Genomic DNA, 20,717 nt, shown 5'->3' on the forward strand with positions numbered 1-20,717 from the left:
GGTGCCGCACCGACGCTCCGCACACAGCGGACGAGAGAGAGGAATGGCTCATGACCGAGCCCGTAGAGGTGGCCACCGAGCCCGTGGAGGACGTGCCGTACCCGGTCGGCGGGGCGGGGATCTTCGACGTCGACCCGGACCAGACCGGCGTCAGCCAGAACCCCGACGACGAGGTGACCGGAGACATCGAGGCCCTTCCGGAAGACGTGGAGATCTGACATGGGGAACGTTCAGGGCATGCTGCGCGCCGCCCGCAAGCTGCTGGGCACCAGGGAGAACCCGCCCGGCTCCAACCGCAACCACATCACGCGCTGGTACGGGTTCACCGGACCGTGGTGCGACATGGCGGTCAGCTACGCGGCCGCCCACTCCGACAACCTGCCCGCCGTCATGGGCAAGTTCGCGCTGACCACCGCCCACGCCAAGGCCTTCCAGAAGAAGGGCCGCTTCCACTACGGCATCGGCGGCATCCGGCCCGGCGACATCGTGTTCTTCGACTGGTCCGGCTCGCGCTCCATCAGCCGGATCGACCACGTGGGCATCGTCGAGGCGGTCCACAAGAACCGCACCATCACCACCCTGGAGGGCAACACATCCAACGCCTTCCTCCGCCGGCGCCGCAACTCCGCCTGCATCGTGGGCTACGGCCGGCCCGCCTACAAGGGCGGCAGCGCTCCGATGCCGGGCAACGACGGCATCCTGCGCCGGGGTTCGAAGGGGCAGGCGGTCAAGACGCTCCAGAAGAACCTCAACACGGTGCAGAACGCGAAGCTCGCCGTGGACGGTGACTTCGGACCGGCCACCGAGAAGGCCCTGAAGGCCTTCCAGGCCAAGCACAAGCTGCCCGTCGACGGGGCGTACGGGCCGAGCACGGCGGCGATGATGAAGGCGGTCCTCGCCGGGCGCAACAAGCCGATCCGGCCCATGGCCGTGGTGGCCAAGACCGGCGCCCTGGAGGTCGACGGCCAGTTCGGGCCGGCCACCTGCGCCGCGCTCCAGCGGGCGCTGAACGACAAGGCCAAGGCCGGGCTGGAGGTGGACGGCGCCTTCGGGCCGCTGACCATCACGGCGCTCCAGCGTTACGTGAAGGCCAAGGCGGACGGCATCGTCGGTCCGGAGACGATCACCGCCCTCCAGCGTCACCTCGGTTCCGCGCTGAGCGGCACCTGGGACGCCGACACCACCCGCCTGCTCCAGAAGGCCCTGAACGCGGGCTCCTTCTGACGCGAGCAGCACCGACCGGGAGACCGGGGGGCTGGGCGTCACACGAGGGGACGCCCGGCCCCGCTGTCCCGGTCACCCGACGCGAGAGTTCCGCGAGAGTCCAGGGAGGACGCCAGATGGACGCATCGGCGGCCCAGGCCGCTGCCGCCTACAAGGTGGCCATCACCGAGCAGAAGAAGGGCCAGGTCCTCGTCTTCGACCGGACGGCCCAGTTCACCGACGCCAATGTGCGGTGGAGCTTCAGCACGGGCAACGCGCCCGGCTGGGACCACCCGTTCGAGATCCGCTTCAGGGAGACCCAGCGGTACGGGGCCATCGCCCTGATGACGTTCGGCAAACCGGGCGAGGGCCGGGCCGGCATCGTCAACATGACGGACAAGACCCACCTGACCCGCGCCGACCTGATGTGGTCGGCCCGTATCACCAGCTACCCGCACAGCATCGAGCGGGTGCCCCACGCCGGCACGGTCGTGGTGGCCGGCTCGCGCGACCGGCTGCACGTCTTCGGCCCCTCCAGCAGCGACCCGGCCACGCTCAAGGAGGTGCAGACGCTCACCTTCACCAAGGCCCACGGGGTGCTGTGGGACGAGCAGAACGAGCTGCTGTGGGTCACCGGCGGCACGCTGATCCGCACGTACCGCGTCAAGGGCAAGCTGCGGGATGCGCGGCTGGAGAAGCACGGCCCCGACATCACCATCGCCGGGAACGGCCACGACATCCAGCCCGACTACGCCCGGCCGGGCACCCTGCTGGTCACCGACAGCCACCGTGTCTACTCGGTCGACAAGGCGACCCGGGCCGCCACCGTCATCGCCAAGATGCCGTATGTGAAGTCCTACGTCCGGCACGCCGGCGGCCAGGCGATGTGGACGGCCGACCCCGACATCGAGGACTCGGTCTGGGGCGGTTCGACCGTCCACTTCTCCGCCGGGGGCAACCGCACCCGGCAGGGCGCCCAGATCTACAAGGCGCGGATCTACACCACCCGGTTCCACTGAGCGACGGGGGTGCGGCACGGTGTGCTCCCGGCCGCCCGGCCGCCGGAGCACACCGACTGCGCCCCGGGCACCGCGCGGGTAGCCTCGGGCGTGTCCGACACTCTTGCCGGGAGGCACCGTTGAGAATGCTCATCAACGTACCCGAGACCGTCGTCGCCGACGCGCTGCGCGGGATCGCGGCCGCGCATCCCGAACTCACCGTGGACGTGGAGAACCGGGTCGTCGTACGGCGCGACGCTCCGGTCGCCGGGAAGGTGGCCCTGGTGTCGGGGGGCGGGTCCGGGCACGAGCCGCTGCACGCCGGGTTCGTCGGGCCGGGGATGCTGGCGGCCGCCTGTCCCGGCGAGGTGTTCACCTCGCCCGTGCCGGACCAGATGGTGCGGGCGGCGGCGGCCGTGGACAGCGGGCGGGGCGTGCTGTTCGTCGTCAAGAACTACACCGGCGACGTCCTGAACTTCGAGATGGCGGCCGAGCTCGCCGAGGACGAGGGCGTGCAGGTCGCCAAGGTCCTGGTGGACGACGACGTGGCCGTGTCGGACAGTACGTACACGGCCGGGCGGCGCGGGACCGGGGCCACGCTGTTCGTGGAGAAGATCGCCGGCGCGGCCGCCGAGGAGGGTGCCCCGCTGGAGCGGGTGGAGGCGATCGCCCGGCGGGTGAACGCCGGTTCGCGCAGCTTCGGCGTGGCGCTGAGCGCCTGCTCCACGCCCGCGAAGGGCAGCCCGACGTTCGACCTGCCGCCCGGTGAGCTGGAGTTGGGCGTCGGGATCCACGGCGAGCCGGGCCGGGAGCGGCGGCCCATGATGACCGCGCGGGAGATCGCCGACTTCGCGGTGGACGCCGTGCTGGAGGACCTGAGGCCCGGCGGCCCGGTGCTGGTGCTCGTCAACGGCATGGGGGCGACGCCGTTGCTGGAGCTGTACGGGTTCAACGCCGAGGTCCAGCGGGTGCTGGGCGAGCGGGGCGTGGCCGTGGCCCGTACGCTGGTCGGCAACTACGTGACCTCGCTCGACATGGCCGGCTGTTCGGTGACCCTGTGCGAGGCGGACGAGGAGATGCTCCGGCTGTGGGACGCGCCGGTGCGGACGGCCGCACTGCGGTGGGGAATGTGAGGCCCGTGGTGCTCGACGCGGAGTTCTTCCGGCGCTGGATGACGACCGCGGCCGCGGCCGTGGACCGGGAGGCCGGCCGGCTCACCGAGCTGGACTCGGCGATCGGTGACGCCGACCACGGCGCCAATCTGCAACGCGGTTTCGCCGCGGTGGTCAAGGCCCTTCAGGACGAGCCGCCCGGCACGCCGGGGGCCGTGCTGGTGCTCGCGGGGCGGCAGCTCATCTCGACGGTCGGCGGCGCGTCGGGCCCCTTGTACGGGACGCTGCTGCGGCGCACCGGCAAGGCGCTGGGCGACGCCGCCGAGGTGGCGCCGGTGCAGCTCGCCGAGGCGCTGCGGGCGGGTGTGGCGGCGGTGGCGCAGCTCGGCGGGGCGGCGGCCGGGGACAAGACGATGCTGGACGCGCTGGAGCCGGCCGTCGCGTCGCTGACCGAGTCGCTCGGTGAGTCGTTCGCGGCGGCGGCCGAGGCCGCGAACCAGGGGGCGCTGGCGACCGTACCGATGCTCGCCCGCAAGGGCAGGGCCAGCTACCTCGGTGAGCGCAGCGTCGGTCACCAGGACCCGGGCGCCACGTCCTCGGCCCTGCTGATCGCCGCCCTCGCCGAGGCGGAGGGGGCGCGGTGAGCGCGCGGGTGGGCATCGTGCTCGTCTCGCACAGCGCGGCGGTCGCGTCGTCCGTCGCCGAGCTGGCCCGGGGCCTCGCCGGCGGCGGTGGGACCGTGCCGGTGGCGGCGGCGGGCGGCACCCCGGACGGCGGGCTCGGCACCAGCGCGGAGCTGATCACCCAGGCGGCGACGGAGGTCGACGGCGGGGCGGGGGTGGCCGTCCTGGTGGACCTGGGCAGCGCGGTCCTGACGGTGAAGGCCCTGCTCGCGGAGGGCGACGAGCTGCCCGACGGTACGCGGCTGGTGGACGCCCCGTTCGTGGAGGGCGCGGTGGCGGCGGTGGTCACGGCGTCGGCGGGCGGTGACCTGGACGCGGTGGTGACGGCCGCGTCGGAGGCGTACGGCTATCGCAAGGAATGACGGCGTCCGGTGGGTGGAGCCGGTGCCCGCACCGGTGTGCGGGTTGTGATGTACCTGGTCAACGCACTACTGTCGCAGGGCCTTGGTGTACGGGAAACCGGTGCGGTACCGGTGCGGCCCTCGCCACTGTGATCGGGAAGTCCGGCTCCACTCCCTGGGAAACCACCCCGGGAAGCCACTGGAACACCGCGGGAGACCGCGGGGTCCGGGAAGGCGGAGTCGCGGCGGCATGCCCCCATGCCATCCCGTCAGCCAGGAGACCGGCCAGGGCGCGTTGTCCATCCACGAGGTGCTGGAGAGGGTCTCCCACATCATGCATATCGCCGAGGGGTATCTGCCCCCTGTGCACGCGGTCGCCTGGACCGTCGCCGCCGCTCCCTTCGTCGCCCATGGCGTCCGGGCCCTGACCCGGGAGGTCAAGGCCAATCCCGAATCGACTCTCCTGCTCGGCGCGTCCGGTGCCTTCACCTTCGTCCTGTCCGCCCTGAAGATCCCTTCGGTGACGGGCAGTTGCTCGCACCCGACCGGTACGGGCCTGGGCGCGATCCTGTTCCGGCCGCCGATCATGGCGGTGCTGGGCACCATCACGCTGCTCTTCCAGGCGCTGCTGCTGGCGCACGGCGGCCTGACGACCCTGGGCGCCAACGCCTTCTCGATGGCGATCGTCGGGCCGTGGGCGGGCTTCGGCACGTACTGGCTGCTGCGCCGGTTCGACGTGCCGCTGATGGTGAGCGTGTTCTTCGGCGCGTTCGTCGCCGACCTGTCCACGTACTGCGTCACCAGCGTGCAGCTCGCGCTGGCGTTCCCGGACCCGGGCAGCGGTGTGGCCGGTGCGCTGGCGAAGTTCGGCGGCATCTTCGCCGTCACGCAGATCCCGCTGGCCGTCAGCGAGGGCCTGCTCACCGTGCTGGTGATGCGGCTGCTGATGCAGTCCAGCAAGGGCGATCTGGCCCGCCTCGGTGTCCTGCCGGTGAAGAAGGAGGCCGTGGTCCGATGAGCCGCAACGCCAGGATCAACACACTGCTGCTGCTCGTCGTGGTGGCGCTCGCCGTCCTCCCGCTCGCCCTGGGCATGGGCGACCACAAGGAGGAGCCATTCACGGGCGCCGACGGACAGGCCGAGACGGCGATCACCGAGTCGCACCCGGACTACAAGCCGTGGTTCAGCCCGCTGTACGAGCCGCCGTCCGGTGAGGTGGAGTCGGCGCTGTTCTCGCTCCAGGCCGCCTTGGGCGCGGGCGTGCTGGCGTACTACTTCGGGCTGCGGCGCGGTCGCCGGCAGGGCGAGGCCAAGGCGCTGGCGGGGGCCGGGGGTGCGCAGGCGCCGGACGCCGGTGCGCCGGACGACGCCGCGGGCGCAGCCGACCGGCAGCCCTCCGCGTAGCCGCCGGTGCTGCCGATCGACGCGGCGGCGCACAGCAGTCGCTGGCGCCGCCGTCACCCGTGCGAGAAGGCCGTGCTCGGCTTCGGTCTGACGGTGCTCGCGATCTGTCTGCCGCCGTGGCCGGGCGCGGTCCTCGTGGCGGCTGCCACCGTGGCGGTGCTGCTCGGCCCGGCCGGGGTCGCGCCGCGGCAGCTCTGGCGGGCGTGGCGCATCCCGCTCGGCTTCTGCGTGACGGGCGCGGTGCCGCTGCTGTTCCAGGTGGGCGGCGCGGGCGGGCTGGTCTCGCTGGCGCCGGACGGGCCGGTGCACGCGGGGCAGTTGCTGCTGCGCACGTCGGCGGCCTCGCTGGGCGTGCTGCTGTTCGCGTTCACCACGCCGGTGTCCGACGTGCTGCCCCGGCTGGTGCGGGCGGGCGTGCCGGCCGCGGTGGTGGACGTGGCGCTGGTGATGTACCGGATCAGCTTCCTGCTGCTGGACGCGGTACGGCGGGTCCGGGAGGCGCAGACGGCGCGGCTCGGGCTGACCAGCCGGGCGGCCACCTGGCGCTCGCTCGCGGGCCTGGGCGCGACGGCGTTCGTGCGCGCCTTCGACCGGGCGGCGCGGCTCCAGACGGGCCTGGCCGGGCGCGGTTACGACGGCACGCTGCGGGTGCTGGTGCCGCGGGCGGTCGTTTCCGGGCGGTTCCTGGGCGCGACCGCCGCGCTGCTCGTGGGTCTCGTCGCCCTCACTCACGTACTCGAAAGGTTGCTGCCGTGACTCCTTCCGCCGTCGTGGAGCTCGTCGGTGCGGGGTACGCCTACGAGGACGGCCCCGCCGTCCTCCGGGGCGTCGACTTCGCCGTGCCCGAAGGACGGTCCATCGCGCTGCTCGGCCGCAACGGCAGCGGCAAGACGACGATGCTGCGGCTGCTGAGCGGTGGCCTCAGGTGCGCGAGCGGGCGGTTGTGCCTGGAGGGGCGGGAGGTGTCGTACGACAGGGCGGGGCTGACCCGCCTGCGGACGACGGTGCAGCTCGTCGTGCAGGACCCGGACGACCAGCTCTTCGCGGCGTCCGTGGGCCAGGACGTGTCGTTCGGGCCGATGAACCTGGGTCTTTCGGAGCCGGAGGTGCGGGAGCGGGTGCGCGAGTCCCTGGAGGCGCTGGACATCACGGCGCTGGAGGACCGCCCGACGCACCTGCTGTCGTACGGGCAGCGCAAGCGGGCCGCCATCGCGGGCGCGGTGGCCATGCGGCCCCGGGTCCTGGTGCTCGACGAGCCGACGGCCGGCCTCGACCCGCACGGCCAGGAACGGCTGCTGGCCGTCCTGGACCGGCTGCGGGCCGCCGGTACGACGGTCGTGATGGCGACGCACGACGTGGACCTGGCGCTGCGCTGGGCCGACGACGCGGCCGTCCTCACCCCCGACGGCCTCCGCACCGGCCCGGTGGCGGAACTGCTGGCCGACCAGGACCTGCTGGACGCCGCCGGTCTGCGCCGCCCCTGGGGCATGGCGGTGGCCCGGGTGCTGCGGGAGCGGGGCCTGCTGGGACCGGCGGAGGCGGGCCCGCGCACCCCGGAGGAGCTGGAGGACTGGGCGGCGGCGGTACGGGGCGGGTAGGGGGATGCCTCGCTCGGCACGGACGAGTCGGCAGGGGGCCGCGTGCGGCGCCGGGTCGCGACCCCGGTGGCGGCCGCGGTGGTGCCGGGCGTGGGCGGTTACGTCGCCGGGCCTTGCGCCCAGGGCCGGATGCCCGCCCGTGACGCCTGCGACGGAGTGCTCCCGCCGGACACGGCGGGCAGGTCCCGCCCTGCAAAGACACCGAAGGCAGGCGGCGCAAGCTCCTGGCGCGGCCGCCGGGCACGTAGCGCAGGTCACTCGCCGATCGTTATGCAACTTGTTGCACAAGGCGCCCGGGGTCGTCTACAACTGGGGCGACGACATCGCGCGAGGAGGCGCCCCCATGACTGCGACCCCGGCCCCGGCCCCGTATCCGCACCTGCTCGAGCCCTTGGACCTCGGGTTCACCACGCTGCCCAACCGGGTGCTCATGGGGTCGATGCACGTCGGCCTGGAGGAGGCCGAGAACGGCTTCGCGCGCATGGCCGCCTTCTACGCCGAGCGCGCCCGTGGCGGCGTCGGGCTGATCGTGACCGGTGGCATCGCGCCCAACGACGCGGGGCGGCCGTACGAGGGCGGGGCCAAGCTCACCACCGAGGAGGAGGCCGCGAAGCACCGCGCCGTGACCGACGCCGTGCACGAGGCGGGCGGGCGGATCGCGATGCAGATCCTGCACTTCGGGCGGTACGCCTACCACCGCGACCTGGTCGCGCCGAGCGCCATCCAGGCCCCGATCAGCCCCTTCGTGCCGAACGAGCTGACCGACGCCGAGGTCGAGCAGACCATCGAGGACTATGTGCGGGCGGCCGAGCTGGCGAAGTCGGCCGGGTACGACGGCGTCGAGATCATGGGCTCCGAGGGCTACCTGATCAACGAGTTCATCGCGGCGGCGACCAACCACCGGACCGACCGCTGGGGCGGCGCCTACGAGAACCGCGTCCGCTTCCCGCTGGAGATCGTCCGCCGCACGCGCGAGCGGCTCGGCGAGGACTTCATCCTGATCTACCGGCTCTCCATGCTGGACCTGGTGCCGGGCGGCTCGTCGCTGGAGGAGGTCGTCGCGCTCGCCAAGGAGATCGAGGCGGCCGGCGCCACGATGATCAACACGGGCATCGGCTGGCACGAGGCCCGCATCCCCACCATCGCCACCTCCGTGCCGCGCGGCGCGTACACCTGGGTCACCAAGCGGCTGATGGGCTCGGTGTCCATCCCCCTGATCACCAGCAACCGCGTCAACACCCCCGAGGTCGCCGAGAGCATCCTCGCCGAGGGCCGCGCGGACATGGTCTCGATGGCCCGCCCCTTCCTCGCCGACCCCGACTTCGTGGCCAAGGCCGCCGAGGGCCGGCCGGAGGCCATCAACACCTGCATCGGCTGCAACCAGGCCTGCCTGGACCACACCTTCAGCGGGAAGATCACCTCCTGCCTGGTCAACCCGCGCGCCTGCCACGAGACCGAACTGGTCCTCTCCCCCACCCGGCTTCGCAAGCGCGTCGCGGTGGTCGGCGCGGGCCCGGCCGGGCTCGCCTGCTCGGTGAGCGCCGCCGAACGCGGCCATGACGTCACGCTGTTCGACGCGGCGCACGAGATCGGCGGGCAGCTCAACATCGCCAAGCGGGTGCCGGGCAAGGAGGAGTTCGACGAGACGCTGCGCTACTTCCGTACGCAGCTCGAACTGCGCGGCGTGGACGTGAAACTGGGCACGTACGCCACGGCCGAGCTGCTCACCGCTTACGACGAGGTGGTCGTCGCCACCGGTGTCACCCCGCGCACCCCCGCCATCGAGGGCGTCGACCACCCGTCCGTGGTCAGCTACCTGGACGTGCTGCGCGACGGCGCGCCGGTCGGCGAGCGGGTCGCGATCATCGGGGCCGGCGGCATCGGCTTCGACGTGGCGGAGTTCCTCACCGACGGCGGCGAGGGCGCGAGCCGGGACGCCGAGACGTACTTCCGGCAGTGGGGCGTCGACACCTCCTACGCCGGGCGCGGCGGACTGCGCGCCCCGGAGCGGCCGAAGCCGCCGCGCACGGTGCACCTGCTCCAGCGCAAGACGTCCAAGGTCGGCGCGGGCCTCGGCAAGACCACGGGCTGGATCCACCGCACCGAGCTCAAGCACCGGGGCGTGACCATGGTCGCGGGCGCGACGTACGAGCGGATCGACGACGAGGGCCTGCACATCACCGTGGACGGCGAGGCGCGCACGGTCCCGGTCGACACGGTGGTGCTGTGCACGGGCCAGGAGCCGCGGCGCGAGCTGTACGAGGAGCTCGTCGCGGCCGGGGCGTCCGCGCACCTCATCGGCGGCGCGGACGTGGCGGCGGAGCTGGACGCCAAGCGCGCCATCGACCAGGGGACGAGGCTGGCGGCGACCCTGTGACGGCCCCGCGTCCCTAGGATGCGGTCATGTCACTCCCGCACGCGATCCTCACCGCCCTGCTCGAAAAGCCGTCCTCGGGTCTGGAGCTGACCCGCCGCTTCGACCGCTCGATCGGCTACTTCTGGTCGGCCACGCACCAGCAGATCTACCGCGAGCTGGGGAAACTGGAGCAGGCGGGGCACATCCAGGCCCTGCCCGCCCCGGTTCCGTCGCGGGGGCAGAAGAAGGAGTACGAGGTGCTCCCGGCGGGCCGCGCGGAGCTGACCGAGTGGGTGCGGCGCAGCGAGGACCCCAAGCCGATCCGGGACGCCCTGCTGCTGCGGTTGCGCGCCGCCGCGGTGGTGGGGACGGAGGGCTTCGCGGACGAGCTGCGCCGCCATCTCGCCCTGCACCGGGCGCAGTTGGCGGAGTACCTAGGGATGGAGGAGCGGCAGTTCCCGCCGGAGCGTCGCACCGCCGAGGCGGACCGGCTGCGCCACCTGGTGCTGCGCGGGGGGATCGAGCTGGAGCGGTTCTGGACGGCCTGGCTGACGGAGGCGCTGGCGGAGTTCGACGGGCCCGCGCGGGACGCCGATTGTTAACGGTAATCATTTTCATGTAGCGTGACCGCCACCGAACCGACGATGGAGGTCTCGCAGTCATGGCCGTACCCAAGCGGAAGATGTCCCGCTCCAACACCCGCCACCGCCGCGCCCAGTGGAAGGCGTCCACGCCCCAGCTCGTGTCCGTCACGGTCGACGGCACCGTCCACCAGGTGCCCCAGCGCCTGGTCAAGGCGTACGAGCGCGGCCTGATCCGCCCGGAGGGCTGAGCGCGATGACGACGGCCACGGCGACACCGGCGGCGCCGGCGACCGGCTCCGACGCCCGCCTGCCGGTCACGGTCCTCTCCGGTTTCCTCGGTGCCGGGAAGACGACCCTGCTCAACCACGTCCTGAGCAACCGGGACGGGCTGCGGGTCGCCGTGATCGTCAACGACATGAGTGAGGTCAACATCGACGCCGCCCTGGTGCGCGGCGGCGAGGCGGCGCTCTCGCGCACCGAGGAGCGGCTGGTCGAGATGACCAACGGGTGCATCTGCTGCACCCTGCGCGACGACCTGCTGGAGGAGGTGGACCGGCTGGCCCGCGAGGGCCGCTTCGACTACCTGCTCATCGAGTCCAGCGGCATCTCCGAGCCCATGCCGGTCGCCGCCACCTTCGCCTTCCCGCGCGACGACGGGGCCACGCTCGGCGACCTGGCCCGGCTGGACACCATGGTGACGGTCGTCGACGCGGCGAACTTCCTGCCCGAACTGGCGGGCGGCGACGGCCTCGTGGAGCGCGGCCTGGACCAGTACGAGGACGACGAGCGGACCGTCAGCGACCTGCTGATGGACCAGATCGAGTTCGCGGACGTCATCGTCGTCAACAAGCTCGACCTGGTCGGCGAGGCGGACGCCGCCCGGCTCACGGCCGCCCTCACCCGCCTCAACCCGGCCGCCCGCACCGTGACCGCCGTACGCGGCCGGGTGGCGCCGGGGGACATCCTCGGCACCGGCCTGTTCGACCTGGAGCGGGCCCAGCAGGCTCCCGGCTGGGTCATGGAGCTCAACGGCGACCACGTCCCGGAGACCGAGGAGTACGGCATCTCCTCCACCGTCTTCCGGGCACCCGGCCGGCCCTTCCACCCCGAGCGGCTGTGGCGGTTCGTCACGGAGGGCCTGGACAGCGGGGAGTTCGGCCAGGTCCTCCGCTCGAAGGGCTTCTTCCGGCTCGCCGGCCGCGACCGGGTGACCGGCCTGTGGTCCCAGGCGGGCTCGGTGGCCCGCTTCGAGCCCTCCGGCACCCAGGAGGACGCCGGCCCGGACGGCGGCGGCCAGGAACTCGTCTTCATCGGCACCGGCCTCCGCGCCGACGCCCTCCACCGGGCCCTGGACGCCTGCCTGGTCACGGACGGCGAAACGGGCCCGTGGACGGACCCGTTCCCGGCCTGGGACGTGCACGGCGTGGACGAGGCGTGCGAGCACGAGGCGGTGCACGCCTGACCGCCTCACGGCGGTATGCCTCCTGGTTCACCGCAGCGCCTTCCGCCATGCCGATTCGCGCAGCAGCCGCAGCCCGTTGAGGCCGACGAGGACGGTGGAGCCCTCGTGGCCGGCCACGCCGAGGGGGAGGGGCAGGTGACCGGCCAGGTCCCAGACGACCAGGGCGCCGATGCAGACCCCGGCGATCACCAGGTTCTGCACGACGAGCCCCCGGGCGCGCCGGGAGAGCGCGACGACGGCCGGGACGGTGGCCAGTTCGTCGCGTACGACGACGGCGTCGGCGGTCTCCAGGGCGAGGTCGGAGCCGGCGCGGCCCATGGCGATGCCGCTGTGCGCGGCGGCGAGCGCGGGTGCGTCGTTGACGCCGTCGCCGACGACGAGGGTGCGCAGCCCGGCGCGTTCCCACTCCCGTACGGCCGCGACCTTGTCCTCGGGCAGCAGTCCGGCCCGTACGTCGGTGATGCCGGCGTCGGCGGCGACGCGCCGGGCCGCGCGGTCGTTGTCGCCGGTCAGCAGCGTCGGCGCGGTGCCGCTGAGCCGGGTGAGGGCGGCGACGGCGGCCGCCGCCCCGTCGCGGAGCCGGTCGGCGATGCCGAGCACGGCGACGGGCGCGCCGTCGACGGCCACCACGACGGCGGTGTGCCCGGCGGCTTCCAGTTCGGCGACGGAGGGCGACGGTTCGGCGGGGCGGCCCACCGTGACCTCCCGGCCGCCGACGAGGGCCCGCACGCCGTGGCCCGGGGTGGACGAGAACTCCGTGGCGCCGGGCACCGGAAGGCCGCGTTCACGGGCGGCGGCCACCACCGCGCGGCCGAGCGGGTGTTCGCTGGGCAGCTCGGCGGCGGCCGCCAGGGTCAGGACCTCCGGCTCGCCGAGCGTCCCGCCCGTCAGCCGCACCTCGGCGACGCGCGGCGCGCCCTCGGTGAGCGTGCCGGTCTTGTCGAGGGCGACCCGGTCCACCTGGCCGAGGCGCTCCATCACCACGGCGGACTTGATCAGGACCCCGTGCCGGCCGGCGTTGGCGATCGCGGAGAGCAGCGGCGGCATGGTGGCCAGCACGACCGCGCACGGTGAGGCGACGATCATGAACGTCATGGCGCGCAGCAGCGTCCCGGTGAAGTCCGCGCCGAGGGCGAGGGGCACGGCGAACAGCGCGAGGGTCGCGGCGACGACGCCCGCCGAGTAGCGCTGTTCGATCTTCTCGATGAAGAGCTGGGTGGGGGCCTTGGTGGCGCTGGCCTCCTCGACCATGGCGACGATCCGGGCGATGACGGAGTCGGAGGCGTCCTTGCCGACCCGTACGCGCAGCGCGCCGGTGCCGTTGAGGGTGCCCGCGAAGACGTCGTCGCCGGGGGCCTTGGCGGCGGGCAGCGGCTCGCCCGTGATGGTGGCCTGGTCGACGTCGCTCGTGCCGTCCAGGACGGTGCCGTCCGCCGGCAGCCGCTCCCCCGGCCGTACGAGAACGGTGTCGCCCACCCGCAGGGCGGCCACGTCCACGGTCTCCTCACCGGTTGCGGTCAGCCGGACGGCCCGGGCGGGGGCCAGGTCCAGCAGGCCGCGCACCGAGTCGGCGGTGCGCCGGGTGGCGAGGGCCTCCAGGGCGCCCGAGGTGGCGAAGATGACGATGAGCAGCCCGCCGTCCAGGTACTGCCCGATCGCGGCGGCGCCGATCGCGGCGACGACCATCAGCAGGTCGACGTCGAGGGACTTCTCCCGCAGCGCCTGGAGGCCGGCCCAGCCGGGCTCCCAGCCGCCGGCGGCGTAGCAGACGGCGTAGAGCGGGCCCCACGCCCACGCGGGGGCCCCGGCCAGGTCGAGCGGGAACGCGGCGAGGAAGGCGACGGCGGACAGTGCGGCCCAGCGGACCTCGGGCAGGGAGAACAGCCTGGTCCGGCGGGGCGGCGGCACGGCGTGGGCGGCCGGGACCGGGGTCCGGGTGTCGAGCACCGGGGAAGCCATGGGCGGGCACCTCTTCACGGGGCGGCAGGAACGGCACCACCATAGCGGAACACATGAAGAGCTCTTCATCTGTACGGCTGGGCACACGGTTACGATGACCCGCATGGGACACGGAGTGAACGGTGAGACGACCCCAGCGGCCCGCCTGGACGCGGAGTCCGCCGCCACCATCGCCGCCACGCTCCAGGCCCTCGCCACGCCGTCCCGGCTGATGATCCTCACTCGGCTCCGCCAGGGGCCGTGCGGAGTGACGGAGCTGGCCGAGTCGGTCGCCATGGAGCAGTCGGCGGTCTCGCACCAACTGCGGCTGCTGCGCGCCCTGGGCCTGGTCACCGGGGTGCGGCAGGGCCGGCGCATCGAGTACAGCCTGTACGACAACCACGTCGCCCAGCTCCTCGACGAGGCCGTCTACCACATCGAACACCTCCGACTCGGCGCGCGGGACCTGCCCCGGCTGCCCCAACGGACCGTGGATACTGGGGAGTCGTAGCCTGCCCGACGCGAAGGGACGCGCATGACCGACCAGTTGGGAACGAGTCGCGGTACACGGCACGCCGTGGTGGTGGGCGGAAGCATCGCGGGACTGCTCGCGGCCCACGTGCTCGCCGAACACGCCGACCGCGTGACGATCGTCGAGCGCGACCGCTTCCCGGAGGAACCCGAGCCGCGCGCCGGGGTGCCGCAAGGGCGGCACCTGCACGTCCTGATCGACGGCGGCCAGCGCGCGCTGGAGCGGTTGCTCCCGGGCGTCCTCGACGAGCTGCGGGAGCAGGGCTCGCCCAGGGTCGGCATGCCCGAGGACATGGTCCAGTGGCAGGGCGGGGTCTGGTACCGCCGCACCCCGGCCACCGCGTACCTCTTCACCGGTTCCCGCCCGCTGATCGAACAGGTGCTGCGCCGCCGCGTCCTGGCCGACCCGAGGATCGCCACGGTGGAGGGCACCGAGGCCGTGGGCCTGGCCGGTGACGCCACCCGGGTACGGGGGGTGCTCCTGCGCGAGCGCGGCGCGGGCAGGAACAAGGAGCCGCACACACTGGAGGCGGACCTGGTGGTGGACGCCTCGGGCCGTGGCTCGCGCGCCCCGGAGTGGCTCGCGGCGATCGGGGCGGAGCCGCCGCGCGAGGAGGTCATCGACACGGGCCTGGCGTACGCGACGCGCGTATACCGGCCGGGCCCGGCGGCGGACGGCGGGGACTTCACCGGCCAGTACATCGTGCCCAACCCCGAGCAGACGTACGCCGGCGTGGCGCTGCCCATCGAGGGCGGGCGCTACCTGGTCACCCTCTCCGGGCTGCGCGGCCAGGAACCGCCCACGGACGAGGACGCGTTCGAGAAGTACGCGGAGCAACTGCCGCACCCCATCCTGCGGGACTGGCTGGCCAAGGCGGAGCCGGAGTCGGCGGTCCACGGCTTCCGCAAGACGGCCAACGTACGGCGCCGTTACGACCTTCCCGGCCGCCGCCCGACCGGGTTCCTCGTCACGGGCGATGCCCTGTGCACCTTCAACCCCATCTACGGGCAGGGCATGTCGGTCGCCGCGATCGGCGCGGTGGCGCTGCGCGACGCACTGGCGGACCCGCGCCGGACGCCGACCACGCGCCGGGTCCAGCGGGCGCTGTTCGACGCCTCGAAGCAGGCGTGGGACATCTCCGCGGGCGCGGACAAGAACATGCCGGGCGCCCGGGGCGACGCCGTACGGACCCGGGCCGCCGACCGGCCGGCCTCCTGGTACCTGAAGCGGGTGCAGGAGCGCGCGCCGGGCGACCCGGTCGTGGGCGCCGCCTTCCGGGCGGCCCTGTCGCTGGCGGAGCCGCTCAGCGCGCTGTTCGCCCCGCCGGTGCTGCGTGCGGTGCTGTTCGGCCCGGTGCCCCCGGCGCCGACGGAGCCGCCGCTGCGGCGGGAGGCGGACGCCGGCTGACCGGGCCGGCCCGGCTGCCCCTGCCGGCCCGGTCAGGGGCGGGTCAGGGCCATGACGGCGTCCAGGGGCGCGTCACGGCCATGACGGCGCTCAGGGGCGCGGCACGGCCATCGGCGCTCAGGGGCGTGCACGGCCATCGGCGCTCAGGGGCGCATCACGACCTTTACGGCGCCCTCCCGCTTCTGCTGGAACATCTTGTAGGCGTGCGGGGCGTCGGCGAGCGGGAGGTGGTGGGTGGCGAAGCCGTCCACGCCGAGCGGGTCCTCGTCGGTGAGGAGCGGCAGGATGTCGTCGGTCCAGCGGCGGACGTTGGCCTGCCCCATGCGGAGCTGGATCTGCTTGTCGAACAGCGTCATCATCGGCAGCGGGTCGGCCGCTCCTCCGTAGACGCCGCTCAGCGAGATGGTGCCGCCGCGCCGTACGAGGTCGATCGCCAGGTACAGGGCGGCCAGCCGGTCGGCGCCCACCTTCTGGTGCAGCTTGGCCGCCCACGCCTTGGGCAGCAGCCCGGCCGCGTTCTGCTGGACGCGGGCGACCGGGCTGCCGTGGGCCTCGGTGCCGACCGCGTCGATGACGGCGTCGGGGCCGCGTCCCGCGGTGCGCTCCTTGACGGCGTCGACGAGGTCGTCGTGCTTGTCGTACCGGTTCAGGTCGAACACCTCGACGCCGCGCTCCCGGGCGCGCTGGAGGCGTTCGGGTACGAGGTCGACGCCGATGACCTGGGCGGCGCCCTGGTGGAGGGCGACGCGGCAGCTCATGTCGCCGATGGGGCCGAGCCCGAGGACGGCGACGGAGCCGCCCGGGGGGACGGCGGCGTACTGGACCGCCTGCCAGGCAGTGGGCAGGACGTCGGAGAGGTACAGGAAGCGGTCGTCCGGCGGGCCCTCGGGGACCTTGATGGGGCCGAACTGGGCCTGCGGGACGCGGAGGTACTCGGCCTGGCCGCCGGGCACGGCGCCGTACAGCTTGGTGTAGCCGAAGAGCGCGGCCCCCATGCCCTCCTCGGTGACCTGGGTGGTCTCGCACTGGGTCGGCAGGCCGGCGGAGCACATCCAGCAGCGGCCGCAGGCGATCTGGAACGGGACGACCACGCGGTCCCCCGGCTTGAGGTCCGGGACCTCGGAGCCGACCTCCTCCACGATGCCCATCGGCTCGTGCCCGAGGATGTCACCCGGGGTCATGAACGGGGTCAGCACCTCGTACAGATGCAGGTCCGAGCCGCACAGACCGGTGGACGTGACCTTGATGACCGCGTCGGTGGGCTCCTCGATCTTCGGGTCGGGCACGGTCTCCACCCGTACGTCGCGCTTTCCCTGCCATGTCACGGCCCTCATCGTGCATGTCCCTTCACCGGCTCCTGCGGGGGCGCGGGCCGGGTACCCGGGCGCCGTGGAGGTGAATCCGATTCGGCCAGAGTGCGAGGGAATGCCGGGCAACCCCTTCCTAGAAGGTTTAGACCAATGATAGGGATTGATCACCCACACGGCACGCTCGACTACTGTGAGCGAAGGAAATTGAGGGTTGAACATGGCTGAGCCCCAGGCCCCCGCGTCACTTCCGCTCTACCTCCGGGTCGCCGCCGCGCTGCGCGACGACCTCACCCAGGGACGCATCGCCCCCGGCACCAGGCTTCCGTCCGAGCGCTCCCTGGTGCGCCGCTTCCGGGTCAACCGGCACACCGTGCGCAACGCGCTCCAACTGCTGCGCGACGAGCGGCTGGTGGTGACCGAGCGGCGCGGCACGTTCGCCGCGGCCGCCGCGCCCGAGGCCGCCGGGCCGGTCCTCGCGCCGGGCCTGCTGCGGTTCCCGTGCGGGACGGGCTCCCCCGACGCGTCCGCCGTGACCCGGCTCGCCTGGGAGCCCACCCCGACGGCGCTCGCCGAGCGGTTGGGGCTGCTGCCCGGCGAGCCGTCGCTGGTCCACCGCCACCACGTGCCGGGCACCGGCGAGAGCCCCGTACAGGAGGCGCTGTCCCGGTTCTCCCGGCACGCGCTGGCCGAGGTGCCCGAACTGGCCCGCTACCGGCGGCGGGAGTCCTGGCCCGCGCGGCCCGACCTGCGGCTGCTGTACCACTGGATGCACCGCGCGGGGCTGCGGCTGACGCGCCGCGAGTCGATCGGCGTCGGCCACGGCCCGGTGGCCACCACGTGCCTGACCGTGCACCGGGTCGTGAGCGACCAGCACGGTCATGTGCTGGAGGTGACCGACATCCGGTTCGCGCCCGAGGCGGCCTCGTGGACCTACGAGTTCACGGGCTGACCGTGTCCGGGGCCGGGCCGTGTCCGGCGCTGATCGTGTCCGGCGCCGACCGTCAGACGATGCCCTCCGCGAGCTCCGCCTGCTCACGGGCGTTGCCGTACGGGGCCGGTGTGCCGTAGGAGCGGCGGGCGACGTACCACCAGACGCTGGCGAGGATCAGCACCACCGCGAGCGCGATCACGGCGTAGTTCATCGAGTCGATGGTCACCGGCGACTTCTGCGGCAGGCAGAACAGCACCGTGACCACCGCCACCCACACGACGGCCGTCCAGCCGATCGGCTTGCTCCAGCGGCCCAGGGACCAGGGGCCGGGCCGGAACCGGTCGCCCGCGCGCAGCCGCAGGAAGATCGGGATCGCGTACGCGGGCGTGATGCCGATGACGTTGATGGCGGTGACCGCGCCGTAGGCGGTGGCCGAGTACAGCGACGGCACCGCGAGCACGCCGGCGACGGCCACCGACAGCCAGACGGCGGGCACCGGGGTCTGGGTGCGGGTGCTGACCCTCCGCCAGAGCGACGAGCCGGGCAGCGCGTTGTCCCGGCTGAAGGCGAACACCATGCGGCTGGCGGCGGCCACCTCGGCGTTGCCGCAGAAGAGCTGCGCGACGATGACGACGAGCAGCAGGGCGGTGGCGCCGCCGGAGCCGAGCGCGTCGAGCAGGATCTGCGCGGGCGGCACACCGGTGGCGCTGTTCTGGGTGCCGGCGTAGTCCTGGATGGCGAAGGTCAGCCCGGCGAGCAGCGCGAACCCGGCGATCCACGAGACCCAGATGGCCCGGACGATGCCCTTGGCGGCCGAGACGGACGCGTTGGACGTCTCCTCGGAGAGGTGGGCGGAGGCGTCGTACCCGGAGAAGGTGTACTGCGCGAGGAGCAGGCCGATGGCCGCCACGTAGAACGGGTTGGCCCAGCCGGTGTCGTTGACGAACTCGGTGAAGACGAATCCGGCCGACTGGTGGTGGTCGGGGACGATCGCGAGCGCGCCGACGATGACGGCGACACCGGTCAGGTGCCACCAGACGCTGATGGAGTTGAGCACGCTGACCAGGCGGACGCCGAAGAGGTTCAGCACGGCGTGCAGCAGCAGGATGCACAGGAAGATGACGAAGGTGGAGCCGGGCGTGGGCACGAAACCGAAGCGCAGGTTGAGGAACGCGCCGGTGAACAGGGCGGCGCCGTAGTCGATTCCGGCGATCGCCCCGAGCAGACCGAGCAGATTCAGCCACCCGGTGTACCAGCCCCAGCGCCGTCCGCCGAGCCGGTCGGCCATGTAGTAGAGGGCCCCGGAGGTGGGGTAGGCGCTGGTGACCTCGGCGAGCGCCATGCCGACGCAGAGCACGAACAGGCCCACGCCCGCCCAGCCCCACATCATCACGGCCGGGCCGCCGGTGCCGAGGCCGAAGCCGTAGAGGGTCATGCAGCCGGAGAGGATGGAGATCACGGAGAAGCTGATGGCGAAGTTGCCGAAGCCTCCCATGCGGCGGGCCAGGACCGGCTGGTAGCCGAGCTCCCTCAGCCGTTCCTCCTCGTCCGTGTGCGGCGGTGCCGGCCGCTCCTGGCCGGCCCATATGGTGCGGGACATGGCGGTACCTCCGGGTGGTGGGTGTCTCTCGGGTCGGCTGGGGGCGGGGGTCGGCTCGGGGCGGTCACACGGCCCTGCGGTCAGGCGGGGCTGCGGTCAGGCGGCCCTGCGGTCCGCGGGGCTTCGGTCAGGCGGCCCCCGCGGTCCGCGGCGCCGCGGTCACGCGGTCACGCGGTCAGGCAGCGGGTGCGGGCGCGGGTGAACAGCTCCTCGGCGAGGGACCGGTCGGCGGGGTCACGGGTGCGGTACGCCCAGGGCTGCGGGGTGTAGTACGGGCCCAGCGCGGTGAAGACGCGGGCGGCGGCGTCGAACCGGAGCGCTCCCCACAGGGCGTGCGCCAGGTGGCTGAGGTCGAGGAGCGAGGCGGTGGCCGGGTCGGTGTGGTCGAACCAGGCGAGCAGGGCCCGTTCGGCGTCCCGCGCCGCGTCCTCGGCGACCCAGTGCAGGTCCAGCGCCTTTTCCTGCCCCCGGTGGCGGCGGTACCGCTCGACCCTGGCGTACAGCGGCAGCACGTGCAGGGCGGAGCCCGGAGGCGCCGAACCGGCGGCCCACTGGACGAAGTTGACGGCCTCCGGGAGGGAGCCGCTGCCCCGGTGGCGGGCGTAGAGGAACTGGAGCATCCGGTGGTAGGCCTCACGGTTGTGCGGGTCGCGCTTGTCGGCCTCCGCGAGCAGGTTCCACGGCCCCGGCGGCAGCATCGGCCCGGGCGGCCGCACCCGGTGCGCGTCGAGGCGCTGTCCGTCGTCCAGTACGGCGAGGGCCAGCAGGCACACCCAGGGCACCGGGTCGGCGGGGGCCACATGGGCGGCGGCCTGGCAGGCCTCCCAGGCGAGCCGCCACAGCTCCCCGGTGCGCGGGTGGTCCTCGCGGTGGGCGCGCAGGGCGCGTTCCACGGCGACCCGGGCGTGCATGACGGCCGCGGCGGCGCTGTGGGGCTGCTCGGCGCGCCAGACCTGGACGACGTCGGAACCGGCCGCGACGGCGGCCAGCACCTGGGTGCGCCGGGTCCACGCCGGCCAGTCGGGGGTGTCGGCCAGGAGCTGGGCCATCGACAGCCAGCGTCCGGTACGCAGGTCCTCCAGCACTCCGCGCAAGGCGCTGTCGTGGCCCGCCGGGTGGTACACCGGTGTGACGGTCATGGGTCCTCTGAGCGGGCGTGGGGTTGGGGGGTGCACGGCACGCCAAGGAGAGCGGTCGGACACTCCTTGACTACCGGCCGTTGATCGGCGATCACTATAGGCCGCGATGGACGATCGTG

21 protein-coding genes and 1 riboswitch are annotated in these 20,717 nt (G+C 73.4%); of the genes, 17 read left to right on the forward strand and 4 right to left on the reverse strand.

What is annotated here, in order from left to right:
- Positions 1-50: 50 nt before the first annotated feature.
- The 14 genes from ACZ46W_RS22810 to ACZ46W_RS22875 all read left to right on the forward strand — a co-directional run bounded on the left by ACZ46W_RS22810 (position 51) and on the right by ACZ46W_RS22875 (position 11,741).
- Positions 51-218, forward strand: a complete 168-nt coding sequence (locus ACZ46W_RS22810) for a hypothetical protein (protein ID WP_468340304.1) — start codon at positions 51-53, stop codon at positions 216-218.
- Position 219: 1 nt separating this feature from the next.
- Entirely contained in the window at positions 220-1,224 is a 1,005-nt protein-coding gene (locus ACZ46W_RS22815) for a peptidoglycan-binding protein (RefSeq protein ID WP_468340307.1), read from the forward strand.
- A gap of 116 nt (positions 1,225-1,340) precedes the next feature.
- On the forward strand, positions 1,341-2,222 hold the full coding sequence (locus tag ACZ46W_RS22820) for a DUF6528 family protein (protein WP_468340310.1): 882 nt from the start codon (positions 1,341-1,343) through the stop codon (positions 2,220-2,222).
- Positions 2,223-2,341: 119 nt separating this feature from the next.
- On the forward strand, positions 2,342-3,334 hold the full coding sequence (gene dhaK, locus ACZ46W_RS22825) for a dihydroxyacetone kinase subunit DhaK (RefSeq protein ID WP_468340313.1): 993 nt from the start codon (positions 2,342-2,344) through the stop codon (positions 3,332-3,334).
- A gap of 8 nt (positions 3,335-3,342) precedes the next feature.
- Positions 3,343-3,957: a dihydroxyacetone kinase subunit DhaL gene (dhaL, locus tag ACZ46W_RS22830; RefSeq protein ID WP_468341145.1), complete on the forward strand. Its 615-nt coding sequence runs from the start codon at positions 3,343-3,345 to the stop codon at positions 3,955-3,957.
- Positions 3,954-4,358: a dihydroxyacetone kinase phosphoryl donor subunit DhaM gene (gene dhaM, locus ACZ46W_RS22835; protein WP_366127004.1), complete on the forward strand. Its 405-nt coding sequence runs from the start codon at positions 3,954-3,956 to the stop codon at positions 4,356-4,358. Before dhaL ends, dhaM begins: the two co-directional genes overlap by 4 nt.
- Before the next feature lie 66 nt (positions 4,359-4,424).
- Positions 4,425-4,641: riboswitch (cobalamin riboswitch) on the forward strand.
- A gap of 30 nt (positions 4,642-4,671) precedes the next feature.
- Positions 4,672-5,355 carry an energy-coupling factor ABC transporter permease gene (locus ACZ46W_RS22840; RefSeq protein ID WP_468341148.1) on the forward strand — a complete coding sequence of 228 codons (684 nt, stop codon included), beginning with the start codon at positions 4,672-4,674 and terminating at the stop codon, positions 5,353-5,355.
- Entirely contained in the window at positions 5,352-5,741 is a 390-nt protein-coding gene (locus ACZ46W_RS22845) for an energy-coupling factor ABC transporter substrate-binding protein (protein ID WP_468340316.1), read from the forward strand. Before ACZ46W_RS22840 ends, ACZ46W_RS22845 begins: the two co-directional genes overlap by 4 nt.
- Before the next feature lie 6 nt (positions 5,742-5,747).
- Positions 5,748-6,497, forward strand: coding sequence for a cobalt ECF transporter T component CbiQ (cbiQ, locus tag ACZ46W_RS22850; RefSeq protein ID WP_468340319.1), 750 nt, complete (start codon positions 5,748-5,750; stop codon positions 6,495-6,497).
- Positions 6,494-7,339, forward strand: coding sequence for an energy-coupling factor ABC transporter ATP-binding protein (locus ACZ46W_RS22855; protein ID WP_468340322.1), 846 nt, complete (start codon positions 6,494-6,496; stop codon positions 7,337-7,339). Before cbiQ ends, ACZ46W_RS22855 begins: the two co-directional genes overlap by 4 nt.
- Positions 7,340-7,682: 343 nt before the next feature.
- Positions 7,683-9,716, forward strand: a complete 2,034-nt coding sequence (locus ACZ46W_RS22860) for an oxidoreductase (protein ID WP_468340325.1) — start codon at positions 7,683-7,685, stop codon at positions 9,714-9,716.
- A 26-nt stretch (positions 9,717-9,742) separates the two neighbouring features.
- A complete protein-coding gene (locus tag ACZ46W_RS22865) occupies positions 9,743-10,297 on the forward strand; it encodes a PadR family transcriptional regulator (protein WP_468340328.1) in 555 nt (184 codons plus the stop codon).
- Between the two features lie 59 nt (positions 10,298-10,356).
- The gene (rpmF, locus tag ACZ46W_RS22870) at positions 10,357-10,527 is read left to right on the forward strand and encodes a 50S ribosomal protein L32 (RefSeq protein ID WP_366126995.1); all 171 of its coding nucleotides are present in this window, start codon (positions 10,357-10,359) and stop codon (positions 10,525-10,527) included.
- A 5-nt stretch (positions 10,528-10,532) separates the two neighbouring features.
- Positions 10,533-11,741 (forward strand): GTP-binding protein, encoded by a 1,209-nt coding sequence (locus ACZ46W_RS22875; protein WP_468340331.1) that lies wholly within the window; start codon positions 10,533-10,535, stop codon positions 11,739-11,741.
- A gap of 27 nt (positions 11,742-11,768) precedes the next feature.
- Here ACZ46W_RS22875 and ACZ46W_RS22880 read toward each other — a convergent pair whose 3' ends face one another.
- Positions 11,769-13,700 (reverse strand): heavy metal translocating P-type ATPase, encoded by a 1,932-nt coding sequence (locus ACZ46W_RS22880; protein ID WP_468340334.1) that lies wholly within the window; start codon positions 13,698-13,700, stop codon positions 11,769-11,771.
- Between the two features lie 103 nt (positions 13,701-13,803).
- On the opposite strand from ACZ46W_RS22880, the gene ACZ46W_RS22885 reads away from it, so the two are divergent.
- Together ACZ46W_RS22885 and ACZ46W_RS22890 are read left to right on the forward strand one after the other, a co-directional pair.
- Positions 13,804-14,190: an ArsR/SmtB family transcription factor gene (locus tag ACZ46W_RS22885; protein WP_468340337.1), complete on the forward strand. Its 387-nt coding sequence runs from the start codon at positions 13,804-13,806 to the stop codon at positions 14,188-14,190.
- Positions 14,191-14,214: 24 nt separating this feature from the next.
- Positions 14,215-15,618 (forward strand): FAD-dependent oxidoreductase, encoded by a 1,404-nt coding sequence (locus ACZ46W_RS22890; RefSeq protein ID WP_468340340.1) that lies wholly within the window; start codon positions 14,215-14,217, stop codon positions 15,616-15,618.
- A 143-nt stretch (positions 15,619-15,761) separates the two neighbouring features.
- Here the strand turns inward: ACZ46W_RS22890 and ACZ46W_RS22895 are convergent, their stop codons facing one another.
- Positions 15,762-16,952 carry a zinc-dependent alcohol dehydrogenase gene (locus ACZ46W_RS22895; protein ID WP_468340343.1) on the reverse strand — a complete coding sequence of 397 codons (1,191 nt, stop codon included), beginning with the start codon at positions 16,950-16,952 and terminating at the stop codon, positions 15,762-15,764.
- Positions 16,953-17,145: 193 nt separating this feature from the next.
- Here ACZ46W_RS22895 and ACZ46W_RS22900 point away from each other — a divergent pair, with 193 nt between their 5' ends.
- Positions 17,146-17,877: a GntR family transcriptional regulator gene (locus ACZ46W_RS22900; RefSeq protein ID WP_468340346.1), complete on the forward strand. Its 732-nt coding sequence runs from the start codon at positions 17,146-17,148 to the stop codon at positions 17,875-17,877.
- 52 nt (positions 17,878-17,929) lie between these two features.
- Here the strand turns inward: ACZ46W_RS22900 and ACZ46W_RS22905 are convergent, their stop codons facing one another.
- Together ACZ46W_RS22905 and ACZ46W_RS22910 are read right to left on the reverse strand one after the other, a co-directional pair.
- Positions 17,930-19,459, reverse strand: a complete 1,530-nt coding sequence (locus tag ACZ46W_RS22905; protein WP_468340349.1) for an amino acid permease — start codon at positions 19,457-19,459, stop codon at positions 17,930-17,932.
- 167 nt (positions 19,460-19,626) lie between these two features.
- The gene (locus tag ACZ46W_RS22910; protein WP_468340352.1) at positions 19,627-20,598 is read right to left on the reverse strand and encodes a hypothetical protein; all 972 of its coding nucleotides are present in this window, start codon (positions 20,596-20,598) and stop codon (positions 19,627-19,629) included.
- Between the last annotated feature and the right edge of the window lie 119 nt (positions 20,599-20,717).

It is taken from the genome of Streptomyces sp. NPDC031064 (assembly GCF_055570965.1).